The following is a 23,919-nucleotide window of genomic DNA, read 5'->3' as shown; positions in this document are numbered from 1 at the left end:
TATCATTGACCTAGGTCAAGAAAGGCGAAGATAGGATCTAGGCCGCTTCGGCAAGATCCAGCAAAGCCTGGCGATCATGGATTACGACCCGCCTCCGGTCGGGTAGGGCAATCACGCCGCTGGATTTGATGCGGGTCAACTGGCGGCTGACCGTTTCGATGGTGAGGCCCAGAATATCGGCCATTTGCTGGCGGTCCATGGGCAGTTCGAATTCATCGAGATTAAGCAAAGGTCCGGTGCAGCCATCTGCACTCAACCGTTCGGATATACGGATCAGCAATGTGGCGATGCGTTCCTCTGCGGTCTTCTTGCCCAGCAGCATCATCCATTGCCGCGCCTCATCCAGCTCAATGAGCGTGCGTTGCAGCAGCTTGTGCTGCAATTCGGGATGTTCGCGTGCGAACTGGTCGAATGTAGAGCGATGGAAAACGCATACCTCCGCGTCGCTCAATGCGGTCACGCTGTACGGGCTTTCCTTGCCAAAGGGGCGGCCGATAAAATCGGAAGGGAAGACGATGCCGACAATCTGTTCCCGGCCATCTGCTGTCGAAACGCTGAGTTTGAGAACACCGGAAATGACATTCGCCACGACCAGAGAGTCATCGCCCTCCCAAACCAGTGTCTGACCGCGCTTTACAGTCTGCTTACGCCCCTTCTGGCCTAAAGCCAAAAGCTCTTCGGGACTCAACCCCGAGCAAATTGCCCGGTTACGTACAACACATTGCGCACAATCGCTCATATTGGCTGGGTAGCAACTTTACAAAGAAGTGACAAACCGAATTAAACAGCTTCGCGAACAAGCTCCAGCACCGGTTTAGCCCATTCTGGACGACAAATCAGCAGGTCGGGCATGTAGACGTCCGCCTGATTGTAGACAAGCGGGCTGCCATCGACTCTGCTGATATGCAGACCATGGGCTGCGGCCACGGCAGCAGGTGCGCAGCTATCCCACTCATATTGGCCGCCGGTGTGTAGATAGATTTCCGCTTCGCCACGCACAACTGCCATGGCTTTGGCGCCTGCACTGCCCATGGGTACCAGGTCAGCGCCGATTTTCTCGGCAACTGCCACGGCTTCGGCAGCGGGTCGGGTGCGGCTGACCAGCATCCGGGGCTTTTCAGCCGCAGGTGGCAGAGGCTGGGGGCGGTCTGTCCGAAGCACAAGATCAAGCCCGGGCAGTGCAACCGCTCCGACGGTCGGAACCCCGTCTATGGCAAGCGCCACATGCACCGCCCAATCCGTCCGTTCTTCTCCATATTCGCGTGTGCCATCAACAGGGTCGATGATCCATACGCGCGATTTTGACAGGCGGTCGGCATTGTCCTTTTCTTCCTCGGACAATAGACCGTCATCGGGACGTTGCTCGCGCAGTGCGTGGCACAGGAACTGGTTCGCTGTCTGGTCACCCGCCTTGCCCAGAGCTTTCAGGCTGAGCAGTCCGGATGCCCGTACTTCCAGTAGCAATCGTCCCGCAACATGCGCCAGATGAGCTGCTAGTTCGCTGTCATTCATCGTGCAAACTCACTTCAGGGGCATCAGGAGACGGATGATATGTTCGGCAGCCTCTGCCGCTGTCATCTCGACCGTATTGACGCGAATTTCGGGATTCAACGGTGCCTCATAGGGGCTGTCGATACCAGTGAAATTCTTCAGCGCACCGCTCCGCGCCTTTTTGTAAAGGCCCTTCACGTCGCGCTCCTCAGCCACTTCGAGCGGGGTGTCGACAAAGATTTCGACAAACTCGCCTTCGGGCATCATCGCACGAACCATATCGCGTTCCGCGCGGAAGGGCGAAATGAAGGCCGTCAGAACAATCAGTCCAGCGTCGGTCATCAGTTTGGCGACTTCGCCGACGCGCCGGATGTTTTCAATACGGTCAGCCTCGGTAAAACCCAGGTCCTTGTTCAGTCCGTGGCGTACATTGTCCCCGTCCAGCAAGAAAGTGTGGCGGTTCATCAGGTTCAGGCGTTTTTCAACTTCATTGGCAATGGTTGATTTGCCCGAGCCGGAAAGACCCGTGAACCATAGTACACGTGGCTTCTGGTTCTTCAGATTGGCATGTTCTTCACGGCCAATGTCGGTCGCTTGCCAGTGGACATTCTGGGCCCGACGCAAGCTGAAATGGAGCATGCCTGCACCCACGGTGCGGTTGGTGATCTTGTCGATCAGGATAAATCCGCCAAGCGCACGGCTCTTGGTATAGGGTTCAAAAACGATAGGCTTGTCGGTTGCAATCTCCGCAATGCCAATCGCGTTCAATTCGAGTGTCTTGGCCGCCAGATGCTCCATCGTATTCACATTGACGGTATATTTGGGCTGTTGGACCGTGGCCGAAACCATCTGCGTTCCAAGTTTCAGCCAATAGGAACGGCCGACATGCAGGGGATCGTCATCCATCCAGACAATGGTTGTTTCAAACTGGTCGGATACCTCGGGCGGATTGTCTGCCGTCGCGATCACGTTGCCACGCGAACAGTCAACTTCGTCCGCAAAGCAGACGGTGACCGACTGTCCGGCGACGGCTTCTTCAAGTTCGCCTTCCAGCGTCACGATCTTTGTAACGGTCGATGTCTTTCCTGAAGGCAAAACGCGGATTGCGTCACCCGGCTTGACCGAACCGGTCGAAATCAGTCCCGAAAAGCCCCGGAAGTCGAGATTGGGACGGTTCACCCACTGGACCGGAAGACGGAACGCCTTGTTCTGCTCGTCTGTGTTGTTGAGCTCGACGGTTTCCAGATGCTCCATCAACGTGGTGCCGCCGTACCAAGGCGTATTGGCGGAACGCGAGGTGATATTGTCGCCGGCCAGACCCGAAATGGGAATGCTGGTGAAATTCTCGCTGATCCCGGCTTCGCGAACGAAGGCGCGGAAATCGTCGCAAATGGCATTGTAACGGTCCTGATCATAATCGATCAGATCCATCTTGTTCACCGCCAGCACGATGTTTTTCACGCCAATCAGGTGCGCCAGATAGGCATGACGCCGCGTCTGGACGATTACGCCCTTGCGTGCATCAACCAGCAGGATCGCAAGGTCTGCGGTCGATGCGCCCGTCACCATGTTGCGCGTATATTGCTCATGTCCCGGACAATCGGCGACGATGAATTTACGTTTCTCGGTGGCAAAAAAGCGATAGGCGACGTCGATGGTGATGCCCTGTTCGCGTTCCGCGGCAAGGCCATCGACCAGCAACGCAAAATCGATTTCCTGACCTTGTGTGCCCACGCGTTTGCTGTCGGCCTGCAACGCTTCCAACTGATCTTCAAAGATCATCTTGGAATCATAAAGTAACCGCCCGATCAGGGTTGATTTGCCGTCATCGACACTGCCGCAGGTGATGAAGCGGAGCAGGCTTTTATGCTGGTGTGTCTCCAGATAAGCATCGATATCCTCGGCAATGAGGGCATCGGTCTTGTAGATGGTATCTGCTTCCGACATCAGAAATAACCTTCCTGCTTCTTCTTTTCCATACTGGCGTCGCCGCCATCCTTGTCGATTACCCGGCCCTGGCGCTCGGACGTCGTGGTCAAAAGCATTTCCTGAATGACCTCGGGCAAGGTTGTCGCATTGCTCTCGACAGCGCCGGTCAACGGGAAACAACCCAATGTCCGGAAACGGATCGAGCGCTCGGTGATTTCGGGCCGCTTGCCCATCACGCGCTCAAGCCTCTCAATATCATCGGCCATGAATATCTGGCCCTGATATTCGTAAGTCGGCCGCTTCGCGCTGAAATAGAGCGGAACAATCGGGATATCGTTCAGATGGATATATTGCCAGATATCGAGCTCGGTCCAGTTGGAGATAGGGAATATCCGGATGCTTTCGCCCTTGGTCTTGCGGGCATTGTAGAGATTCCACAATTCGGGTCGCTGGTTCTTGGGGTCCCAACCATGGGTCGCTGTGCGGAACGAGAAAATGCGTTCCTTGGCGCGGCTCTTTTCCTCGTCACGGCGGGCGCCACCAAAGGCGGCGTCGAAACCATAATGGTCGAGGGCCATTTTCAGACCTTCCGTTTTCCACATATCGGTATGCAGCGGACCGTGATCGAACGGGTTGATGCCCCGGTCCTTGGCTTCCTGATTCTGATATACGAGCAGCTCCATACCGCTCTCTTTCGCCATCTGGTCGCGCAGCTTGTACATATCCTGGAACTTCCAGGTCGTATCGACGTGCAGCAACGGAAAAGGTGGCGGGGAGGGGTAGAATGCTTTGCGCGCGAGATGCAGCATGACCGCACTGTCCTTACCCACCGAATAGAGCATGACGGGCCGTTCGGACTCGGCGACAACCTCTCGCATGATATGAATGCTTTCGGCTTCCAATCTTTCCAAATGCGTCAATATGCGTGTCATCGCTGTGTTAGCTCCTTGATCTGTTGCCGAATCATGTGCCCGACATAAACATGACTTGAACCTCCCATATGGGAGGGTATAGTCTGGCAATGCGCACCGACGATGACAGCCTGTTGCAATCGCTCTATGAAGGGATGTTCGAAGCGCCCCTATGGCGCGGATTTCTTAACAAGTTACTTGCCAAGACGGGCGCTGATACGGTCAAACTGCTCTTCCAGCCTTCCGATGAGGAACGGATTATCGAATTGTCGGCCGGGGATGCAGCAGTACTTGATGAGACAATGCTACCCGAAGGAGGCCGCCGGATCGGGGATAGTATCGCGTTCCGCGCCATGCGTCCCAACCGTGTCTATGCTGAGAATGAGTTGCTGGATTTATCCGACACGAAGCAGCGTGACGTATTCAGCAACGCAGAAAAGTTCAAACAACTGCGTGCCATCCGCGTGACGGAGCCGGGTGGACTGGATCTGTGGCTTTTATGTTCCGGCGGCAGAAACATTGGTTCGGCGACCAGCGCGCTGTTAACGGCCCTCGCACCCCATCTGCAGATCGCATTGCGCAGCCATGCCGCGCTTGAGCGCGAACGTTTTCGTTCGACTATTACGGGTCAGGCCTTTGACCGGCTGAAAATGGGATGGCTGTCATTGGATGCGGGATGTCATATCATTGATGCGACCGATAATCTGGACCAATTGTTTCAATGGGGCAGCGTTCTCCGGCGTGGCCGCTATGACCGTCTGGTGCCTGCATCCCCATCCATCGACAGGGCCCTGACATCGCTGGTGAAAAGTTTTGCCGTCAACCGGGATGCCCGGCCACAGGCTTTCAACCTCAGCAAGGATCCCTGGGTCGAAATGCTCGTCACACCCCATCAAAGCCTGACCTTTGCCGGTAGCCGGATGCCCGTCGCCATTGTCTACATCAGTGGTGACCGTCGTTCGCAAGCTGACCGGTGTGACCAGCTTGTTGACCTCTTCGGCCTTTTACCAAGCGAAGCGCGGCTGGCTTGGATGCTGGCCCACACGACGAGCATATCGGAGGCAGCCGACGCATTGGGCCTGACCGTCGAAACGGCCCGCAACTATTCGAAAAAAATATATGCCAAAACCGGTGCGCGAGGTCATGCCGAACTGGTGCGGATCATTCTGACGAGTGTTCTGGCCATTAGCTGAATTCCCCGATTCCGATTTTGCTTGCGACTCCGGTGAAATGATATAAATATGATATCATATTTATTGGGAGGTTTTTATGACGGAACCGGTTACAACATTGAACGCTAGTCGCGAAACGCGTGCCGGCGGATTTAGCGGCTATCTTGCGCTTTTGCTGATGCTCACCTTTTTGGGATATGGCATCTGGTCGCTGGTGGGCGTTATTAGCGGGGGCGACAACGCCACCGCGATCGACTTCATCGGGCTTATAGGTTCGTTATTTTTCTTTTTCCTGCTTTCGGCTGGCTTTTACATGATCCAGCCCAACCAGGGCGTCGCGATTACATTGTTCGGCGCCTATAAAGGGACTGATCGGAATGAAGGCCTGCGCTGGGTCTGGCCGTGGATGGGCAAATCCAAAATTTCGCTCAGAGCCAACAATCTCATTTCGGAAAAAATCAAGGTCAACGATCTGCGGGGCAACCCGATCGAGATGGCGGCGCAGGTCGTTTGGCGTGTGACCGACACGGCGCAGGCGCTGTTCGATGTCGATGACTATAAAGCTTTCGTCATCGCCCAGATCGAGGCTGCGGTGCGGACGATCGGTGCGCGTTATCCCTATGATGACTTCACCCATCAAGAAGTCACTTTGCGGGGTAATCATGATCAGGTCGGCGCGGAATTGCGTGCAGAGTTGATGGCACGGCTTGCCGTTGCGGGTATCACCGTTGACGAATGTGGCTTTACCCATCTTGCCTATGCGCAGGAAATCGCTGGGGCCATGCTGCGCCGTCAACAGGCCGAAGCCGTCGTGGCCGCGCGCAAGACATTGGTCGAAGGCGCCGTGGGAATGGTTGAAATGGCGCTGGAAATGCTGTCGGCCAAAAATGTGGTCGAACTGGACGACGAACGGCGGGCAGCGATGGTGTCCAATCTGATGGTTGTATTGTGTGGTGAGCGCGATACGCAGCCGGTTGTAAACACCGGTACGCTATACAGCTGAGGATAACGGTTTGGGCGCTCCTCCAAAAAAAGCCTTTCCGCTTCGCATCGACCCCGCACTTTTTGCGGCGGTCGAGCGGATTGCGGCGGCGGATTTGCGGAGCGCCAATGCCCAAATTGAAGTGTTGCTGCGCGAGGCACTGGCACGGCGTGGTATCAAGGTCGGGATGAGTGAGACACCCAAGCGCGGACGGCCGCGCAAGGAAGCGGATTAGAACAAGCTTGGGTGTAACAAATGGCGATCTGCGCCCCCGATGACGGGGCCGGAAGAAAGGCTGAGACAATGCTGCATCATTTCATGGACAAAGGACCCTGGTTCCGGGCCAAGCGTTTTGGATATGGCGCGGGGCTTCCGTTCAAATGGCAGGGATGGGTGCTTCTGCTTTCCCATATGGCGGTTCTTTTGGGCATCGCGCTCCTGCTGGCGGACCGTCCGCTTGTCATGGTGCCTCTTATTTTGGTGGTCGCATTTGGACCAATGCCAATTTATGCGGCCCGTACAGAAGGCGGCTGGAAATGGCGTAACGGCAGGGATTGACCCACCGCTCAGTTGTCACGCCCCTAACCGGCGCCACGCCAGATCGGCAAATTCGCACAGTAATGGCCGGGTGTCGCGCGGGTCGATGATATCCTCGACATTGAATTTCTCGGCTGTCCGGAACGGGGACGTCACCGCGTTGAGCCGCGCCTTGATCTCGGCAAGTTTGGCGACGGGGTCTGCGGATGCGGCTATTTCCGATTTATACGCCGCCTCCAGCCCGCCGGCGATGGGCAGGCTGCCCCAGTCGCCCGATGGCCAGGCGAAACGGTATTGGAAACGCTCTCCGTTCGACATCGCGCTGCCCGCAATGCCATAAGCGCGGCGGATGATGACCGACGCCCAGGGAATCTTCGCCTTATAGACTGCGTTCATCGCTTCGACGCCAAAACGGATGGTGCCGGAGCGTTCGGCCTCCAGCCCGATCATAAATCCGGGATTGTCGACGAGATGGACGACCGGCAATCGGAAGCGTTCGGCCAGTTCGACGAAGCGCTTCACTTTCTGGCTGGTCAGCGCTTCCCATGATCCACCGAGAAAGGTTGGATCGGACGCCAGCACCGCAACCGGCCAGCCGTCCAGCCGCGCGAAGGCGGTGATCGCGGCGCGTCCCCAGCGTTTGCCCATTTCAAACACGCTGTCTGCATCGAACACGGCATTCATGACTGCGCGCATGGAATAGACCTGCTTTTCATCGCGCGGCACGATGGACAGCAATTTCTCCTCCCGTCGTTCAACTCGATCGGTGCAGACCGACCGTTCGGCGAGACGATCGATCGAGGATGGCAGATAGGACAGAAAGCGGCGGGCAAAGGCGAACGCTTCATTCTCGTTCGCGACCTCCTCGTCGACAACGCCATTGCGGGTATGGATCTCTGACCCGCCAAGTTCCTCTTTGGACAGCTCTTCGCCGATCTGGGCGGCTACCACGGGCCCTGCAGCAAATAGCTGGGACAGACCCTTGACCATGATCGAATAATGGCTGGCTACCGTACGCGCCGCACCCATTCCTGCAGTGGGACCAAGCGCCAGCGCGACAACGGGTACGGTTTCAAGATTGGTAACAATATCTTCCCAACCCGGGGTTACCGGCACATAGGTGAAACCCATATCCTCGAGGCTTTTGACCGAACCGCCCCCTCCCGTACCGTCGATCATGCGGATGAGGGGCAGACGCATCTCGTGCGCCATCTTCTCGGCCTGTATAAATTTTCGGTGCAGGGCGGCATCGGCTGCCCCGCCCCGGACCGTGAAGTCGTCCGCTGTTGCGACGACTGGTCGTCCATCGATCCGTCCACGTCCGAAGATAAAATTTGATGCGGCGAAATCGGTCAGTTCGCCTTTTTCATCATAGCTGCCGCGTCCGGCAATCTTTCCTATCTCGCGAAAACTGTCGGAGTCGAGCAACCTTCTGATCCGCTCGCGCGCATCCAGTTTTCCCTGCCCATGTTGGCGCGCCACCTTTTCTGCGCCACCCATATTTTCGGCAAGCTCCCCCCGGCGACGGATATCTTCGACTTCTTTTTTCCAACTCATGCGGTGCCTCTCGCTACGGATGATATTCGTCCGCCAAACTTCCTGATTCAGGTACCAGTTAACCTGCTTTCGCCTCTTCAATACAAACATTTTATTCAGATTGCGCCAAGCTGTATTATATGTATAATACACAGCGAAATGCATCTGGGAGAGGTATATTGTTAAAGAAGGCTCTGGTCGCGATGGGGGCTTTGCTCATTACAGCCCTTCCTTTGTCGGCGTCCGCACCCGATAGCGCTATTCCTCCGGTAGAGATTTTACCCCTGACCTTTGCGCAGAGCGGGCTTTCCGGGCCGGGTGGTGAACGGATCAGGAATGATCTGGACGATGCGCAGTTTGTTGCCTTGGGTGAGGACCATGGCTTTGCTGATGCACCGATATTGGCACAAGCGTTGGCCGCGGACATGGAGCGTCATGGTGGGTCAGTTTACCATGCAGCGGAAATAGGACCCTTCAGTGCCGAATGGCTCGGCAACCATTTTTCCGGCATCACGACATCAAATGGCCTGAAGAAGGTAGGGGCCGCCCTGAAAGGCAAGGGGCTTGCCATGCCTTTTACAAGCAATGTTGAAGACGCGGCTCTTGCCGCCGGGTTCATTGAGGCCAATGGCACATCGCGCCTTTGGGGTATCGATCAGGAATTTATGGGCGCGCCAATGATCCTGTTGGAAGGCCTATCCCGGCGCACGAAGGACGAGGCCGTCCGCAACAGAATGTTGGGCATTTCGGAAGCCGATAGAATTGCACTGGGCAAGCTTGCTTTCGATGACGCCTGGCTGGCAAAAGCCAATGCAGACGATTTTGGCGCGTTATCCAAAGCATTTGCTGGCGACAAGGCAGCGCTCAGCCTCGTAGAAGCACTCGCGGCCAGCGCAAAAATCTACCAACTGAACAACAGTGGTTCCTATGCCGTGTCGAACGAGCTCCGCAGCGCGCTGATGCAGCACTATTTTCTGGAAAACTACAAGAAATCCGGGCGTGCACCCAAGGTGCTGTTGAAGATGGGGGCTAATCATCTCGGCCGGGGGACCACCCCTGTTGGTATTTATGACCTCGGATCCCTGCTGCCTGGTCTTGCCGCCGCCAATGGAAAAAAATCGCTTCACATTGCTTTCATTCCGGTTGCCGGTTCTGTCCGGTCGATAGCCCCGTCCGAAACCCGGGTGACTGCCGTCAAGCCGTATGAAGATGAGGGGATGGGCGCTCTATTGGCCGCGGCAGGGATATCAGTGGATGCTCTGCCGGCTACTGGCCATGTCGTGATCCCGTTGACAGCGATCCGTCTTCGCCTTTCGGGAAAGCAGAAACGCGATCTGCCGGAATTGGCGCGTTTTGTCCTGAATGGCTTCGATTATCTGGTCACCACACGCGATGCAAAGCCTGCGACCCATTTTGAAGACTGGCAACCTTGATTCCTTGTGTCAGGATAATGCCTCTTCAAGCAAGCGCGCCAAACGCAATCCGCCCCGTTCAACCTGAAGGCGCAACGTCGCGCGGGAAGCAGCCACATCGGCTTCGTCAATTGTGACAGGCCCTTGCGGCTTGGCACCACACGGATCTCCGTCGACCGCGCGGCGATAGGCGATATCGCGCGATACGGCCCAATTCTCCATACTCCAGTCACGCGTTGTTCCTGCCGTCATCTTCGCTTTTTCATCCGCGGGGAATTTCCGGACAAGTGCAGGCGCGGCAGACAAGGCACGATCGGCGAGAAGCCCATCCCAGATGGAATGGAGATTGTAACCTGGCATAATTCCGTAACTCGCCTTGAGGTCGTTCCCGCCCCGGTCATCATGGTCACCCGCATGCAAGGGTTGATGCAAATCGCCAACAAAATGGATCAGAAAAGCCAGCGCCTCCAGCCGGACATGCCTTGGCAGCGCCCGATTCTTGAGAAGAGCAACATTGCGATCAATCTGCGCCGAAACACAATTGCCGTCCGCGCACGCGCTCTTAAGGTCGAATGGCTTGCAGATATCGACATTCTGGTAATGCCAGCTGTTGGTATAGCCCCACCGCACCCGGTCACCCTTGATGCAATCCGCCCAGACGCTCAAATCTTTCATATCCCGCAAAGAGCATTGGGGTGTTCCCAATAAAGGCGCAGCGCGCAGCAGTTGCCGAACGGCACCACGCGCATTTTGCGACATATTTGCTTCGGCAATTTGCGCGACCGTCTCATGCCCATATTCCCAATATGCCTGAACCGGGGCGATGGGGATGATCAGGACAAAAAGGGCAGCGAAAAGGCGATTCATATGCGCTGCTAAAGCGGTGGCTGCCTGAAAAGGAAAGCCTTATCCTTCATTCATCCCCATATATCGCGACCGACTTTTCCCCTTTGCTGGTCGCTTTCCCGCGATACATGCCGGGCGTATTGAACGCGAAGGTTGCCGTGCCGTCGGGCGCCGTGACGATAACGCCCCCGGTCCCGCCCAGTAATCCCAGTTCCTTGATGACATGGTTCGATGCCGTTTTCGCATCTTCGCCCAGCATACGCATCCGCGCACAGATTTCATGCGCCACGCCCAACCGGATGAAGAACTCGCCAGCCCCTGTTGCAGAAACCCCGCAAGCGCGGTTGTCGGCATAATTGCCTGCACCGATGACCGGACTATCGCCGATCCGTCCCCAGCGTTTGCCGGTCAGTCCGCCCGTCGATGTCCCCGCCGCGACATTGCCTTCGCTATCAACGGCAACGGCACCAACTGTTCCATATTTCAGGTCGACATCATACCAACCCAGTTTCTTCGCTTTCAACTCTTCCAACTGGCGCCAGCGTTCGGGCGTCGCAAAGTAATCCGGATTTACCTGTTCCAGACCTTGCTCACGGCTGAATTCATCCGCCCCTTCACGGCTTAACATCACATGCGGGCTTTTTTCCATCACCGCGCGGGCGAGAAGGATCGGATTTTTGGTGTAGCGCGCCCCGGTTACTGCGCCTGCGCCGAGAGTCTTTCCATCCATGATGGACGCGTCGAGTTCGTTCACGCCCTTATAGGTGAAGACCGCGCCGCGACCCGCGTTGAAATGCTCGTCATCTTCCAGCACCATGATCGCAGCGCTCACCGCATCCATTGCACTGCCTCCCTCCTTTAAAATGGCAGAACCTGCTTCCAGCGCTTTGGTAAGGCCTGCGCGCGCAGCACCATCCTGTTCAGCGGATAACTTGCCACGGGTCATGCTGCCTGCGCCGCCATGAATTACGAGGGTCCAGCTTTTGTCAGCCACTTTTTTGTCCTTTTGATCATGGGTATGCGCACCGGGATGGGCGGCAAGCGATGTGCCGAGAGATAGTATCAAAAGCAACCATATTGAACTGAAAAAAGGACGCATTTTTGACCCTCTTATGTGGACAAGGTTTAGAAGCGCATCGCTACACTGACGCCGGCACTCTTGGTGTCGCCCCACGGGACTATCATGGCCTGCTTTTCGCTTCGTTGCCGCGTGATCAGAAATCCTGATGCCATACCAATTCCAGCACCGACGAGCACATCATGCCAAAAATGCTTGTCTGCCTGTACGCGGGCCACACCCACAAAACTGGCGACTGCCATTGCGGGGATGCCGGCGGATGGGCCTTCACGGTTGTAAATGGTCGACGCTGCCGCAAATGCACGGCTGGTATGTCCGGAAGGGAAGCTTTTGCGGTCGCTGCCGTCAGGACGCAATTCCGGGAACGTTTCTTTCAAACCGGTGGTTACCAGCAAGGCAGCACCAATTGATCCTGCCGCCTGAAAGGCACCCTGTTCGTCGCCCTTGATAAGCGGCAGGCCGAGCGCGACGGCGGTCAGGCCGTAGACGCCGACGTCACTGGCCGTCGCCCAGGCGTCTTCATCTTTCGCCTGAGCTGTGGACGGAAGTCCGACTGTGGCTGCAACAAGAATGAGTGAAGCGGTAAGGGAATGTTTCATTTTTTGCTCCGCAATTATGACCCCGGTTGTGGTTATAGAGAGGCATTTCCCTATAAGCCAGAGAAGCCTGATTGCGTTGGTGCAATGGGGCTAGTATAGGCAAGGCCATGTCTTCGATACGCCCCTGGCGCGATATTGCGCGCCGCACGTCCCGCCAGATCATGGTCGGCAATGTACCTGTTGGCGGGGATGCACCCATCACCGTACAGACCATGACCAACACGCTGACCAGCGATGCTTCCGCAACGATTGACCAGATCCGTCGTTGCGAAGATGCAGGTGCCGACATCATTCGCGTGTCCTGCCCGGATGTCGATAGCACCGCGGCTCTGAAACAGATTGTGCGCGCCGCGCAGGTTCCCATCGTTGCCGACATCCATTTCCATTATAAGCGGGCTCTTGAAGCGGCAGATGCAGGTGCCGCCTGCCTGCGCATCAACCCCGGAAATATAGGCTCGGCCGAGCGGGTGAACGAGGTTGTCAACGCAGCCAAGGCAAATGGTTGCGCCATCCGCATCGGCGTCAATGCAGGCAGTCTGGAAAAGGACCTGCTCGAAAAATATGGTGAGCCGTGCCCTGAAGCCCTGATCGAAAGCGCGCTCGATCATATCAAGTTGCTGCAAGACCGGGACTTTCACGAATATAAGGTCGCGGTAAAGGCATCCGATGTGTTTCTGGCGGTGGCAGCCTATATGGGCCTTGCCGAAGCCGTTGACTGTCCATTGCATCTCGGCATTACCGAAGCTGGCGGTCTGATTGGCGGGACGGTCAAATCCTCCATAGGTCTGGGCAATTTGCTGTGGGCCGGAATTGGGGATACCATCCGTGTCAGCCTGTCGGCCGAACCTGAAGAAGAAGTGCGCGTCGGCTACGAAATTTTGAAAGCACTCGGCCTGCGGACACGTGGCGTGCGTGTCGTGAGCTGCCCTAGCTGTGCGCGGCAGGGCTTCGACGTGATCCGCACGGTGCAGAAATTGGAAGATGCACTCAGCCATATCAAGACACCGATGAGCCTTTCGGTCTTGGGCTGTGTGGTCAATGGTCCGGGTGAAGCACGCGAAACCGACATCGGTATTACCGGCGGCGGCAATGGCAAGCATATGGTTTATCTGTCGGGGGTAACCGACCACCATGTGGAGGATGCGGACATGATCAGCCATATCGTCAAGCTGGTCGAAGCAAAGGCAGCGGAAATTGACGCAGGGGCAAGCGTCAGCATGGATTCACTGCACGGCAAGGCCGCTTGACGCACAGGTGACGAGGTGCAATCCCCTGAAATTCAATCGGGGGAGTTTGCGTTTATGAAGAAGAAGTTATCGGCCGTGGTGGCTGCCGGACTGCTTGGCTATGCAGGAAATGTTGCGGCGCGCGAGCCGATAATTGACATGCATGTCCATGCGCTGGCCGCTGATGATCAGGGACCGCCTCCACTGGCGATGTGCACTCCGCTCAATCCGATGCCGACATGGGACAATAGCAAGACTATTCTCGACATGTTTGTAGGGACGTTCAAAAAACCGAATTGCACCGATCCTATCTGGTCGCCAGAAACGACGGAAGAGGTCATGCGCCGGTCTCTTGCGGTAATGGAAAAGCATAATGTCATCGGCGTAGTCAGTGGCCGAATGAAATTGCTGCAGGCGTGGAAGGCGGCTTCGCCGGATCGCGTGATGCCCAGCCTGATGCCCGACCTGCCCATTCCGACAGAATTTGGCAAGGAATTGGCCGACATAAAGAAAAGCGGTGGCATTACGGTGTTGGGCGAACTCGGTTTCCAATATGAAGGCATCGCTCCCAATGACGCTCAGCTCAAGGAATTGTGGGCAGCTGCTGAAGCGAATGATGTGCCCGTTGCAATCCACATGGGTCCCGGCGCGCCGGGTATCGCGTATTTCCCGGGAAGTGGCTATCGCGCCAAGCTTTCGAACCCGACTTTGCTAGAGGACGTGCTTGTAAAGCATCCCAAGTTGCGGGTGAACATCATGCATGCCGGCTTTCCTTACCTAGATGATACGATGGCGCTCCTCTACGCGCATCCGCAGGTTTATGTGGATACCGGCGTGATTGTTTACACCCAGCCACGACCTACTTTTTACCGTTATTTGCAGTCGCTGGTCGACGCTGGTTTTGGCGAACGGATCATGTTCGGGTCGGACCAGATGGTTTGGCCTGAAACTATTGAGCGCAGTATTCAGATTATTAAGGACGCGCCCTTTTTGAACGAAGCGCAAAAGCGGAACATTTTGTATAATAATGCGGCGCGTTTTCTAAGGCTGGATGCGGCAACAATTGCCAAGCATCAATCGATGTGAAGTGAAGCAGATGAACCATGCAATCCGGATGGCGACACCCGCCGACCTTCCACTAATCGCCCAGTTCATTCGCGATCTGGCGGAATATGAGCGGTTGGCCCATGAAGTCCGCTTTGACGAAGCTGCTCTCGGCGAACGGCTGTTCGGCAGGAGCGCAAGAGAGCGGCCTTATGCGGAGGTTCTGATAGGCGAAGTCAACGGCGCCGCCCAGGGATTTGCATTGTTCTTCCACAATTTTTCGACCTTTGAAGGAAAGCCCGGAATTTATCTGGAAGACCTGTTTGTGCGGCCCGAAGCGCGGGGGGCAGGGCTTGGCAAAGCGTTCCTTCAGCACCTGGCGCGTTTGGCGGTCGAGCGTGATTGCGCGCGGCTGGAATGGTGGGTGCTTGACTGGAACGAACCTGCCATCCGCTTTTACAAAGCATTGGGCGCCAAACCGATGGATGAATGGACGACGTTCCGCGTCGATGGCGATGCGCTGGTCGCATTGGCGGGCCAACCATGACCGGCGAATTCTTGCTGGGTCTGCTGCTGGCCGCAGGTGCTGCCACAGCCCAACCATTGCCGGACAAACCTGTTGCTGAGGCCAGGCGCCCATCAAATCCAGAAGCCTTAGCCTTTGTTGCCGAGAAGGATGCGCACGCCGATCTGGAACGCGCACTGTCCGAGGCGAAGCAGAATGACAAGACCGTGCTGGTAATCATGGGGGCAAACTGGTGCCATGACAGCATCGGCCTCGCCGGATGGCTCGACACGCCCCGCTTCTCGGATATGATGCGCGACCGTTACAACATTGTCTATATCGACGTCGGAACACCGCAAATCGGCAAGGGCCGTAATCTCGATATTGCGCGGCATTTTGGCATCAACAAGGTCAAAAATACGCCACTCGTATTGGTCATTTCTGCAGACGGCGAACGCTTGAACAGCAAAAAGGATGCTATCGGCTGGCGCAATGCGGCAAGCCGGAGCGAGGATGAAATCTACCGTTACTTCGCGACATTCAAAACGAACGGCTGATGGCTGAATTGCACCCTCGTCCTGCTATTCCTTTCCTCGTCGCGTCCGCGGGCATCGCGACTTTTTCGTTGATGGATGCTGTGATGAAAGACCTCGCGCTCGCGCTGGGTGCGTTCAATGCGGTCATGTGGCGCAACTGTTTGGGCGCCCTGTTCATGGGGGTTCTGTTCATTGGCACGCGGCAACGCTGGCCGGCGGCTGTGGTGCTGAAACTGCATCTTTGGCGGAGCGTTGTTGTGTCGGTTATGGCGGTGAGCTTTTTCTGGTCGATCACGCAATTACCTTTGGCAGAGGCGATTGGGCTAAGCTTTATCGCCCCTGTTATAGCACTTTACCTCGCGGCGGTATTGTTGGGTGAGAAAATTGGCCGTGAGGCAATCTGGGCATCGGTGGCAGGCATTGCAGGGGTCGCGGTCATATTGGCCGGACGTTTCAGCGGTCATTATACGCTGGGCCAGTTATGGGGAGTTGCGGCTGTGCTCTTCTCTGCGATCGTCTTTGCCTATAATCTGATACTGGCGCGCCAGCAGGCGCAGGTTGCAGGACCGATCGAGATTGCCTTTTTCCAAAATTTGTTCGTGGCCGCAACGCTCAGCTTTGCTGCGCCATGGTTTCTGATGCCAATGCCTGTCGACAAGGCCCCGATGCTGGCTGGCGCGGCGGTGCTGGCGACGATTTCGCTGTTGTTGCTCAGTTGGGCATATGCCCGGGCGGAAGCGCAGATATTGATCCCGGTCGAATATACGGGTTTCGTCTGGGCCGCTCTTTTCGGCTGGGTGTTCTTCTCGGAAAAACTCACTTGGCCGGTACTCTTCGGTACGCTGTGCATCATATGTGGCAGCCTGATCGCGGCACGCGCAAAACCCACCCCTGTTAATCAAGTCGAAATCGCTTCGGTATAAGGGACGCGGGATGACCGTTGCTGCTTACTGGTCGGCGTTGAGCCGGAGGATAGCCGCGTGGCAGCATGGCCGCGCGGTACGGTCGATATTGGATACGCCGCCCATCATCCCGCGGGACGACGGCGTGATCCTGTTTTCCATGATCGGAACAGCCGTGCTGCTGCCCTATCTCGTCGCCGTCAAATCGCTGCATGCGCAGTTGCAGCGGGGACGGATCATGCTGCTGGATGATGGCACCCTGACCGCAGCGGACAAGGCGCATTTGGCCCACCATTGCGGCAACCCGCAGATTTTGACATTTGGCGATATCGCTACGGCGCCTTGCCCCAAAGGCAATTGCTGGGAACGGCTGCTGGCCATATTGGATCTTCGGCGTGACCATTATGTCATCCAACTGGATTCCGACACCGTCACATTGGGTCCCGTGGAGGAGATAGTAGCGGCCATAGATGCGAACCGCAGTTTCACTTTGGGTGGCGGGGTCGAAGATGCGCAGCATGGTTTCATGACCATCCCGCAGATGATCAACACCATCTATCCCGATGGCCCGATCTATCCGCATATCCAGTCGGTTATCGAAGCATCCTTACGTGATGTTCCGGGTGCGTCCGATCTGAAATATATTCGTGGCTGTGCGGGCTTTGCCGGCTTTGCGCGGTCTGCCAACGGGCGCACCATGGTGGAACGTTTTGCGCAGGATGCCGGCCGCGCCGTCGGCCCGCGCTTTAACGAATGGGGCAGCGAACAGGCCGCGTCCAATTTCGTGATCGCCAACGATCCTGAACCCATTCAGCTGCCGTACGACCGCTATACGAACCATTGGGAAGAAGAATTGCCGCCGCACCCGGCGTTCATCCACTATATCGGCACCTACCGCTATGACCGCGGCAGTTATGTCGCCTCAACCCGCCGCGCCATCGCGCTTCTTCATGCCGCTAAAGCCGAATAGATCATCGTCTTTATTTCGCGCCGCACCGGATAGGTTGTCGACGGCATAAGCTGGGTCATGAAGATCATGATGATATCTTCGACCGGATCGACGAAGAAAGCGGTCGAATACATTCCACCCCAATAAAAGTCGCCGTTAGAGCAGGGCACCAACGTGGCGGCATTATCGATCGTTGTGGCAAATCCAAGGCCGAAACCAATGCCCGCCATATCCGCTTCACTGAATAGAGACTTCGACATCTGTGTCAGGTCTTTGCCGCCGGGAAGATGGTTGGCGGTCATCAACTCGAGTGTTTTTGGGCTGATGATCTGCACGCCATCCAAGGCGCCGCCATTCAAAAGCATGCGGCAGAAACGATGGTAATCGGCGACCGTCGAAGCCAATCCGCCGCCACCGGAGTTAAACGACCAGCCCTTGGCCCATAGGCTTTCAGAGCCTGCCTTATCGGCGAGCTTCAATTTCGTTTCCGCGTCGAAAACATAAGCCTCTGGCAGACGCGCCGCTTTATCAGCCGGTACCATGAAGGCAGTGTCGTCCATCCCGAGCGGCCCAAAAATATGTTGCCGGAAATAGTCAGGAAGGCTCATGCCGCTAATTCGTTCAATCAGGACACCGACAATATCGGTGGCAACGGAATAGTTCCATTCTGTTCCCGGGTCGAATTCCAACGGTATGCCCGCCAATATGTCGATAAAGCTTTGCGATGTATTGCGGTTCCAACTTTCGACTTCCGTCTTACGATGAGCAGCATCAATATTGCTGCGTTCCTGAAAGCTGTAGGTGAAGCCGGCAGTATGACGAAGCAGGTCGACAATGCGGATAGGCGATGCGGGGGGACGGGAGACAAAGGGGACGTTTCCACCCCCGGCTACGAACACGCCGAGCGTTGCAAATTCCGGTATATATTTGGCTACCGGATCTGTCAGCGCAACCTTGCCCTGTTCAACCAATTGCATGAACGCGACCGATGTAATCGGCTTGGTCATAGATGCGATGCGGAAAATGGCATCTTCCGCAACGCCCGAATTCCACCTCAGCGCGATATCATCGCCGCGACCGACCAGTAGAGAAGCAAAGGGCAGTTTCCCGTTGTCGAGATAGTTTGCCTGTACAAATTCCGGTATCCGGGCAAGCCGGTCAGGCAGAAAACCTAATTCATCCGCGCTCATACTGCTGTTTGTCCTGTCAATTGCCGGGTTACCGGGTGGGAGCTTGATAGGCCGCCGTCAACCGCAATGGCCTGTCCGTTAACATAGCTGGCCTGATCGCTCGCCAGGAATAGTGCCACATTGGCAAGTTCCTCTGGCTGCGCACCCCGGCGAAGCGGGTTGAGTCTGCCGATTTTATCGGTGACACCCTTTTCCTTTGCATAATCAAATGTCGGCTTCGTCATGCCGGTTTCGGTCAGGCCGGGGCAGATCGCGTTGCAGCGGACATTGGTGCCCGACAATTGCTGCGCGGACACTTTCGCCAAGTTGATAACACCCGCTTTCGATGCCGAATAGGGCGGTCCTCCAGCGCCTGAGCGAATTCCTGCGACGCTCGCCGTCAGGATTATCGACCCGCCATTTCCGGCATCAACCATAGCTTTGCCTGCGTGCTTCACCATCAACCAAGGACCGATCAGGTTCACCCTCAATACGCTGGTGAAGTTTTCCACCGTATTGTCGAAAATGCCTTCCATCCCGCCGGATATTCCCGCGTTGGCGAATGCAACGTCGACATGGCCATGGAGTTCGATCGCTTTTGCGACAAGCGCGGCGACGTCGGCTTCATCGCCTGCATCCATCTGCACACTGGTTGCAGCAGGCCCGATCATGCCTGCAGTCTCGTGCACAGTCGGTGCCATATCCCCCAATATGACTTTCGCACCTTCAGCGGCAAAGCGCAAAGCAGAGGCCCGGCCAATTCCTGATCCCGCCCCGGTTATGATGGCAACCTTGCCGTCCAAAGCACCCATTAACCCACTCCTCCACCACTGGTGGTAACACCACCGTCAATCACCATTGTCTGTCCTGTCATAAAGGCACCCGCAGGGGATGCCAGAAAAACCGCCGCACCGGCAATCTCATGTGGCTCGCCTATCCGTTTGAGTGAAGCGGTCGCCGTTGATCGTTTCAGCGTGGCGGGGTCATCCCACAACGCCTTCGCGAAATCGGTCTTGATAAGTCCTGGTGCAATGCAGTTTACCCGCACTCCCTTGGGTCCATATTCATCGGCCAAATTGCGTGCGAGCTGCATATCGGCCGCTTTGGAAATGCAATAGGCGCCAATGACGGATGATCCTTTCAGTCCGCCTATCGACGAAATGATCGTTATCGACCCTTCCCCGCGCGCAATCATTTCCGGCGCGACCATGGAAATTAGCCAGTTGTTGGCGACGATATTATTGGTCAAAATCTTCTGGAATGCTTCGTCCGAAATATCGGCCATCGGTCCGTAATAAGGATTGGATGCGGCATTGCAGACGAGTGCTGTAATTTTGCCAAAAGCCTTATGCGTTTCATCTACCAGATTTTGCAGGCTTTCCTTCGACGATATGTTGGCAGCGACGGCAATGGCCGTGCCTTCACCATATTTGCCGTTAATGTCGGCAGCGACCTCTTCGCAGATGTCGAGCTTGCGGCTTGAAATGACGACCTTGGCGCCCTGTTCCGCCATTTCCCACGCTATCGCTTTCCCTATCCCGCGTGATGAGCCGGTGATCACAGCCACTTGCCCGGTCATATCGAACAGCGACATTTCTTTCTCCCTCGTTTTGGGGCTCAAGCCCCGGCTTTCTCGGCAAATTTCCAGGCGGACTCGGCAAGCGGGAAAACCCGTTCAGCCATTGCCTGTGCATGCGCAGAGCTGGCGGTGCCATCTATAACCCGTTTCTTGATACCTTGTATGATCCCGGCAAGACGGAAGAAGTTATAGGCGAAATACCAGTTCATGTCGGGTACGCCGTCGCGGCCTGTCGCGCTGCAATAGCGTTCGACCATAGCATCAAGTTCCGGAATGCCGAGAGCTGCGCGATCCAGATCCATTACGCCCGATCGGCCTTCATTTTGTGTGACCCACGCCATGGCAACATAGGTAAAGTCGGCAAGCGGGTCGCCAAGAGTCGACAATTCCCAATCAAGGACCGCCCGAACCACAGGCGCCTTGGAATCAAAGATCATGTTGTCGATGCGGTAATCACCATGCACCACACTAGTTCGTGTCTGTTCCGGCAAGGTTTTGGGCAGCCATTCGATTAACCGCTCCATTTCCGGCATAACTTCGGTTTCAGCTAGACGATATTGTTTGGTCCAACGCTCCACTTGCCGACCGAAATAATTGCCGGGCTTGCCGAAATCCGACAGACCGGCTGCTTCCACGTCGACATTGTGCAGCGCGGACAAGGTGTCAATCATCGCTTCATATGTGGCTTGCCGTTCAATGGGATTTGAACCCGGCATGGCACCATCCCAGATCGTGCGGCCCTCGACCATATCCATGACGTAAAACCAACTGCCAATCACATCGTCGTCGGTACACAGGCCATATGGCTTGGCGACTGGGAATCCGGTCGGATGAAGTCCTGCAAGAACTTTATACTCGCGGTCCACGGCATGGGCACTTGGAAGCAATGGGCCAAATGGCTTGCGACGCAACACATAAGACCCGCTTTTTGCGTTAAGCCGATAGGTCGGGTTGGATTGTCCACCTGCGAATTTCAGAACCTCAAGAGGTCCTTCAAACCCTTCGACATGCGCACTCATCCACTCGGCGAGTTTGTCCGCGTCCAATATGTCTGCGCCTGTCGGCGTAACGGTTCCGCTAAATGCCTTCTGGGCATCAATTGGTGTTTGTGTCGTCATTGGTCGAAAATGATGACCGAGCGTGCCGCGTCTCCGCGTTTCATCTGGTCAAATCCTTCATTAATGCGTTCCAGAGGAATGGTTTGGGAAATGATGCTGTCCAGGTCCAGCAGCCCGCGCATATAGAAATCCACAAGGCGGGGGATGTCCACCGGGAAACGGTTGCCACCCATGATCGCACCTTGCAGTTTCTTCCCCGACAGCAAGTCCATGGCCGAAAGACCGACCTGATGCGAGAGCGGCATCATACCCAAAATTGTGGCAGTACCGCCGCGCTTGAGCGATTTAACCGCAAGCTCCCCCGAGGCGGGGCGGCCAACAGCCTCAATGGCGTGGTCAACGCCACCTTTGCTCAGTTCCTGTATCTGTGCAGCCGCATCGTCCGCCAGCGCATCGATTGTGTCGGTTGCGCCCAACTTCATGGCCAGTGCCCGCTTTTCCGGAATAGGGTCGGCGGCAATAATTCTGCCCGCGCCAGCTATTTTGGCAGCATTGATAGTGGCAAGGCCGACCCCGCCACAGCCGATAACCGCCACCGTTTCGCCCGGCGTTACCTTGCATGCATTGAAAATGGTCCCCGCGCCGGTGGTCACTGCGCAGCCAATGACCGAGGCACGATCCAGAGGCATATCCGGATTGATGGAAACACACGCATGCTCATGGACCAGCATCATTTCGGCATAGGCCGATAGATTAAGCATCTGGTTCACGATACTGCCATCGGGACGTGTCAGCCGGGGGGCTTCACCCGGCTTGCGACGGGTTTCGCCACCCAGGCACAAAGACATCCGTCCGGTGACGCAATATTCACAATGGCCGCAAAAGGCAGAGAGGCAGGTTACAACTGCATCGCCGACTTTCACCGTCCGAACTTCGCTCCCCACCGCTTCGACTATACCTGCCGCCTCATGCCCGGGAATGGCGGGTAGGGGATGCGGATAGGCGCCTTCGATAAAGTGCAGATCGCTGTGGCAAAGACCGCACGCCGCAGTGCGGATCAGCACCTCGTGCGGTCCCGGGTTGGCAATGTTTATCTGTTCGATTTGAAGCGGTTTGCCCGCTTCGATCAGGACAGCAGCTTTCACCGGGCTACCCCGATGTCACCGCTCGAAATTCCGTCCTTGCCATGTCCGCCATGCTTGCCAAGTTCCATACGGGCGATCGCACGGGCGTGCACTTCGTCCGGACCGTCGGCAAGGCGCAATGTGCGCTGGTGCGCATAAGCGGATGCAAGACCATAATCGTCGGATACACCGCCGCCGCCATGGGCCTGAATGGCATCATCAATGATCTTGAGAGCCATCGTCGGTGCCTGCACCTTGATCATGGCGATCTCGGCAGCCGCCGCTTTGTTGCCGACCTTGTCCATCATGTCTGCTGCTTTCAGGCAAAGCAGACGGGTCATTTCAATGTCGATACGGGCACGGGCAATGCGCTCTTCCCAAAGACTATGTTCGGCAATCGTCTTGCCGAATGCAACGCGGCTTTGCAGGCGCTTACACATTTTTTCGAGCGCTTCTTCAGCGGTTCCTATGGTGCGCATGCAGTGGTGGATACGGCCAGGTCCAAGGCGACCTTGGGCAATCTCGAAGCCGCGGCCCTCGCCGAGCAGCATATTGGACGCGGGAATGCGGACATCCTTCAGTTCGATTTCCATATGACCATGGGGTGCATCGTCATATCCGAATACGGGCAGATGACGCAGAATCGTTACACCTGGCGCGTCCAGTTCCATCAAGACCATTGACTGTTGCGCATGCCGCTTGGCTTCGAAATCGGTCTTGCCCATAACGATCGCGATTTTGCACCGCGGGTCGCCGGCTCCCGACGACCACCATTTGCGACCGTTCAGGACATATTCGTCGCCTTCGCGGCGAATAGATGTCTCGATGTTCGTCGCATCCGATGAAGCGACGCCGGGCTCGGTCATCAAAAAGGCTGAACGGATTTCGCCATTCATCAACGGGATCATCCATTTCTGCTTCTGTTCGGCGGTACCGTAACGCAGAAACACTTCCATATTGCCGGTGTCAGGTGCGGAGCAGTTATAGACTTCGGAGGAAAATCCGATGCGGCCCATTTCTTCGGCGCACAGGGCATATTCCATGTTCGACAGACCGGGGCCTTCGAAATGCACCGTGTCATCGACATGCGGACGGCCCGATCCCGGCGGCATGAAAAGATTCCACAGGCCCGCAGCTTTCGCCCGTGCCTTTTCTTCCTCAACGACTTGCAGGACTTTCCAGCGGTCACCCACCGCCTGTTCGGCGTAATAGTCCGCAACACGCGGGCGCAGGAAGCGTTCATTGTGGTCGCGAATGCGATCCCGCCAATAAGTTTGCTTTTCGGTGAGATCGAAATCCATGACTCAACATCCTCTTCTAAATTTAATTGACCG

At 56.2% G+C, this 23,919-nt stretch carries 25 protein-coding genes; 11 read left to right on the top strand and 14 right to left on the bottom strand.

The genetic code is table 11. The features are described from left to right. Nucleotides 1-37 precede the first annotated feature (37 nt). Genes FOM92_RS11530 through cysD form a run of 4 tightly spaced genes read right to left on the bottom strand, consistent with a single transcriptional unit; the run spans nt 38 to nt 4,442 of the window. Entirely contained in the window at nt 38-739 is a 702-nt protein-coding gene (locus FOM92_RS11530; protein ID WP_143777014.1) for a Crp/Fnr family transcriptional regulator, read from the bottom strand. A gap of 41 nt (nt 740-780) precedes the next feature. Beyond that, nucleotides 781-1,512 carry a 3'(2'),5'-bisphosphate nucleotidase CysQ gene (locus FOM92_RS11525; protein WP_143777013.1) on the bottom strand — a complete coding sequence of 244 codons (732 nt, stop codon included), beginning with the start codon at nt 1,510-1,512 and terminating at the stop codon, nt 781-783. A gap of 9 nt (nt 1,513-1,521) precedes the next feature. After that, on the bottom strand, nt 1,522-3,438 hold the full coding sequence (gene cysN / locus FOM92_RS11520; protein WP_143777012.1) for a sulfate adenylyltransferase subunit CysN: 1,917 nt from the start codon (nt 3,436-3,438) through the stop codon (nt 1,522-1,524). Further along, complete coding sequence (gene cysD, locus FOM92_RS11515) at nt 3,438-4,442, bottom strand: sulfate adenylyltransferase subunit CysD (RefSeq protein WP_281285606.1); 1,005 nt, start codon at nt 4,440-4,442, stop codon at nt 3,438-3,440. The genes cysN and cysD overlap by 1 nt, the downstream gene beginning before the upstream one ends. On the opposite strand from cysD, the gene FOM92_RS11510 reads away from it, so the two are divergent. The 4 genes from FOM92_RS11510 (at nt 4,442) to FOM92_RS11495 (ending at nt 7,043) form a co-directional block, all read left to right on the top strand. Further along, complete coding sequence (locus tag FOM92_RS11510) at nt 4,442-5,524, top strand: helix-turn-helix transcriptional regulator (RefSeq protein ID WP_143777010.1); 1,083 nt, start codon at nt 4,442-4,444, stop codon at nt 5,522-5,524. The two genes, cysD and FOM92_RS11510, sit on opposite strands and share 1 nt — an antisense overlap. A gap of 76 nt (nt 5,525-5,600) precedes the next feature. Then, the gene (locus tag FOM92_RS11505; RefSeq protein ID WP_143777009.1) at nt 5,601-6,506 is read left to right on the top strand and encodes an SPFH domain-containing protein; all 906 of its coding nucleotides are present in this window, start codon (nt 5,601-5,603) and stop codon (nt 6,504-6,506) included. 10 nt (nt 6,507-6,516) lie between these two features. Next, the gene (locus tag FOM92_RS11500) at nt 6,517-6,720 is read left to right on the top strand and encodes a type II toxin-antitoxin system antitoxin (RefSeq protein WP_143777008.1); all 204 of its coding nucleotides are present in this window, start codon (nt 6,517-6,519) and stop codon (nt 6,718-6,720) included. A 20-nt stretch (nt 6,721-6,740) separates the two neighbouring features. Continuing rightward, a complete protein-coding gene (locus tag FOM92_RS11495; protein WP_246087271.1) occupies nt 6,741-7,043 on the top strand; it encodes a hypothetical protein in 303 nt (100 codons plus the stop codon). Between the two features lie 15 nt (nt 7,044-7,058). Here the strand turns inward: FOM92_RS11495 and FOM92_RS11490 are convergent, their stop codons facing one another. Continuing rightward, nucleotides 7,059-8,579, bottom strand: a complete 1,521-nt coding sequence (locus FOM92_RS11490; protein ID WP_143777007.1) for an acyl-CoA carboxylase subunit beta — start codon at nt 8,577-8,579, stop codon at nt 7,059-7,061. A gap of 158 nt (nt 8,580-8,737) precedes the next feature. On the opposite strand from FOM92_RS11490, the gene FOM92_RS11485 reads away from it, so the two are divergent. Beyond that, nucleotides 8,738-9,991 (top strand): hypothetical protein, encoded by a 1,254-nt coding sequence (locus FOM92_RS11485; protein ID WP_143777006.1) that lies wholly within the window; start codon nt 8,738-8,740, stop codon nt 9,989-9,991. Between the two features lie 9 nt (nt 9,992-10,000). On the opposite strand, the gene FOM92_RS11480 is transcribed toward FOM92_RS11485, so the two are convergent. From FOM92_RS11480 to FOM92_RS11470, 3 genes are read right to left on the bottom strand one after another with little or no spacing between them, the layout of a single operon-like run. After that, the gene (locus FOM92_RS11480) at nt 10,001-10,837 is read right to left on the bottom strand and encodes a S1/P1 nuclease (RefSeq protein WP_143777005.1); all 837 of its coding nucleotides are present in this window, start codon (nt 10,835-10,837) and stop codon (nt 10,001-10,003) included. 46 nt (nt 10,838-10,883) lie between these two features. Then, complete coding sequence (locus FOM92_RS11475; protein WP_143777004.1) at nt 10,884-11,915, bottom strand: isoaspartyl peptidase/L-asparaginase family protein; 1,032 nt, start codon at nt 11,913-11,915, stop codon at nt 10,884-10,886. Nucleotides 11,916-11,941: 26 nt separating this feature from the next. Continuing rightward, the gene (locus FOM92_RS11470; RefSeq protein WP_143777003.1) at nt 11,942-12,493 is read right to left on the bottom strand and encodes a phosphatase PAP2 family protein; all 552 of its coding nucleotides are present in this window, start codon (nt 12,491-12,493) and stop codon (nt 11,942-11,944) included. A gap of 107 nt (nt 12,494-12,600) precedes the next feature. On the opposite strand from FOM92_RS11470, the gene ispG reads away from it, so the two are divergent. The 6 genes from ispG to FOM92_RS11440 are packed head-to-tail and all read left to right on the top strand — an operon-like array spanning nt 12,601 to nt 17,676. After that, nucleotides 12,601-13,740: a flavodoxin-dependent (E)-4-hydroxy-3-methylbut-2-enyl-diphosphate synthase gene (gene ispG / locus FOM92_RS11465; protein WP_143777002.1), complete on the top strand. Its 1,140-nt coding sequence runs from the start codon at nt 12,601-12,603 to the stop codon at nt 13,738-13,740. A 54-nt stretch (nt 13,741-13,794) separates the two neighbouring features. Then, nucleotides 13,795-14,805: an amidohydrolase family protein gene (locus tag FOM92_RS11460; protein ID WP_143777001.1), complete on the top strand. Its 1,011-nt coding sequence runs from the start codon at nt 13,795-13,797 to the stop codon at nt 14,803-14,805. 10 nt (nt 14,806-14,815) lie between these two features. Beyond that, nucleotides 14,816-15,310 (top strand): GNAT family N-acetyltransferase, encoded by a 495-nt coding sequence (locus FOM92_RS11455; RefSeq protein ID WP_143777000.1) that lies wholly within the window; start codon nt 14,816-14,818, stop codon nt 15,308-15,310. After that, on the top strand, nt 15,307-15,825 hold the full coding sequence (locus FOM92_RS11450) for a thioredoxin family protein (protein WP_170226870.1): 519 nt from the start codon (nt 15,307-15,309) through the stop codon (nt 15,823-15,825). Before FOM92_RS11455 ends, FOM92_RS11450 begins: the two co-directional genes overlap by 4 nt. Beyond that, entirely contained in the window at nt 15,825-16,727 is a 903-nt protein-coding gene (locus FOM92_RS11445) for a DMT family transporter (RefSeq protein WP_143776998.1), read from the top strand. The genes FOM92_RS11450 and FOM92_RS11445 overlap by 1 nt, the downstream gene beginning before the upstream one ends. 10 nt (nt 16,728-16,737) lie before the next feature. Beyond that, nucleotides 16,738-17,676 carry a hypothetical protein gene (locus FOM92_RS11440; protein WP_143776997.1) on the top strand — a complete coding sequence of 313 codons (939 nt, stop codon included), beginning with the start codon at nt 16,738-16,740 and terminating at the stop codon, nt 17,674-17,676. On the opposite strand, the gene FOM92_RS11435 is transcribed toward FOM92_RS11440, so the two are convergent. Genes FOM92_RS11435 through FOM92_RS11410 form a run of 6 tightly spaced genes read right to left on the bottom strand, consistent with a single transcriptional unit; the run spans nt 17,655 to nt 23,886 of the window. Beyond that, on the bottom strand, nt 17,655-18,845 hold the full coding sequence (locus tag FOM92_RS11435; protein WP_143776996.1) for a serine hydrolase domain-containing protein: 1,191 nt from the start codon (nt 18,843-18,845) through the stop codon (nt 17,655-17,657). The two genes, FOM92_RS11440 and FOM92_RS11435, sit on opposite strands and share 22 nt — an antisense overlap. After that, nucleotides 18,842-19,636 carry an SDR family NAD(P)-dependent oxidoreductase gene (locus FOM92_RS11430; RefSeq protein ID WP_143776995.1) on the bottom strand — a complete coding sequence of 265 codons (795 nt, stop codon included), beginning with the start codon at nt 19,634-19,636 and terminating at the stop codon, nt 18,842-18,844. Before FOM92_RS11430 ends, FOM92_RS11435 begins: the two co-directional genes overlap by 4 nt. Then, nucleotides 19,636-20,418 (bottom strand): SDR family NAD(P)-dependent oxidoreductase, encoded by a 783-nt coding sequence (locus tag FOM92_RS11425; RefSeq protein WP_143776994.1) that lies wholly within the window; start codon nt 20,416-20,418, stop codon nt 19,636-19,638. Before FOM92_RS11425 ends, FOM92_RS11430 begins: the two co-directional genes overlap by 1 nt. Before the next feature lie 23 nt (nt 20,419-20,441). Beyond that, the gene (locus FOM92_RS11420) at nt 20,442-21,521 is read right to left on the bottom strand and encodes a phosphotransferase family protein (protein WP_143776993.1); all 1,080 of its coding nucleotides are present in this window, start codon (nt 21,519-21,521) and stop codon (nt 20,442-20,444) included. After that, nucleotides 21,518-22,606, bottom strand: a complete 1,089-nt coding sequence (locus FOM92_RS11415) for a Zn-dependent alcohol dehydrogenase (protein WP_143776992.1) — start codon at nt 22,604-22,606, stop codon at nt 21,518-21,520. The genes FOM92_RS11420 and FOM92_RS11415 overlap by 4 nt, the downstream gene beginning before the upstream one ends. After that, nucleotides 22,603-23,886 (bottom strand): acyl-CoA dehydrogenase family protein, encoded by a 1,284-nt coding sequence (locus tag FOM92_RS11410; protein ID WP_143776991.1) that lies wholly within the window; start codon nt 23,884-23,886, stop codon nt 22,603-22,605. Before FOM92_RS11410 ends, FOM92_RS11415 begins: the two co-directional genes overlap by 4 nt. Between the last annotated feature and the right edge of the window lie 33 nt (nt 23,887-23,919).

The organism is Sphingorhabdus contaminans (genome assembly GCF_007280415.1).
GTDB lineage: Bacteria > Pseudomonadota > Alphaproteobacteria > Sphingomonadales > Sphingomonadaceae > Sphingorhabdus_B > Sphingorhabdus_B contaminans.
This window is presented reverse-complemented; position numbering and strand designations above follow the sequence as displayed.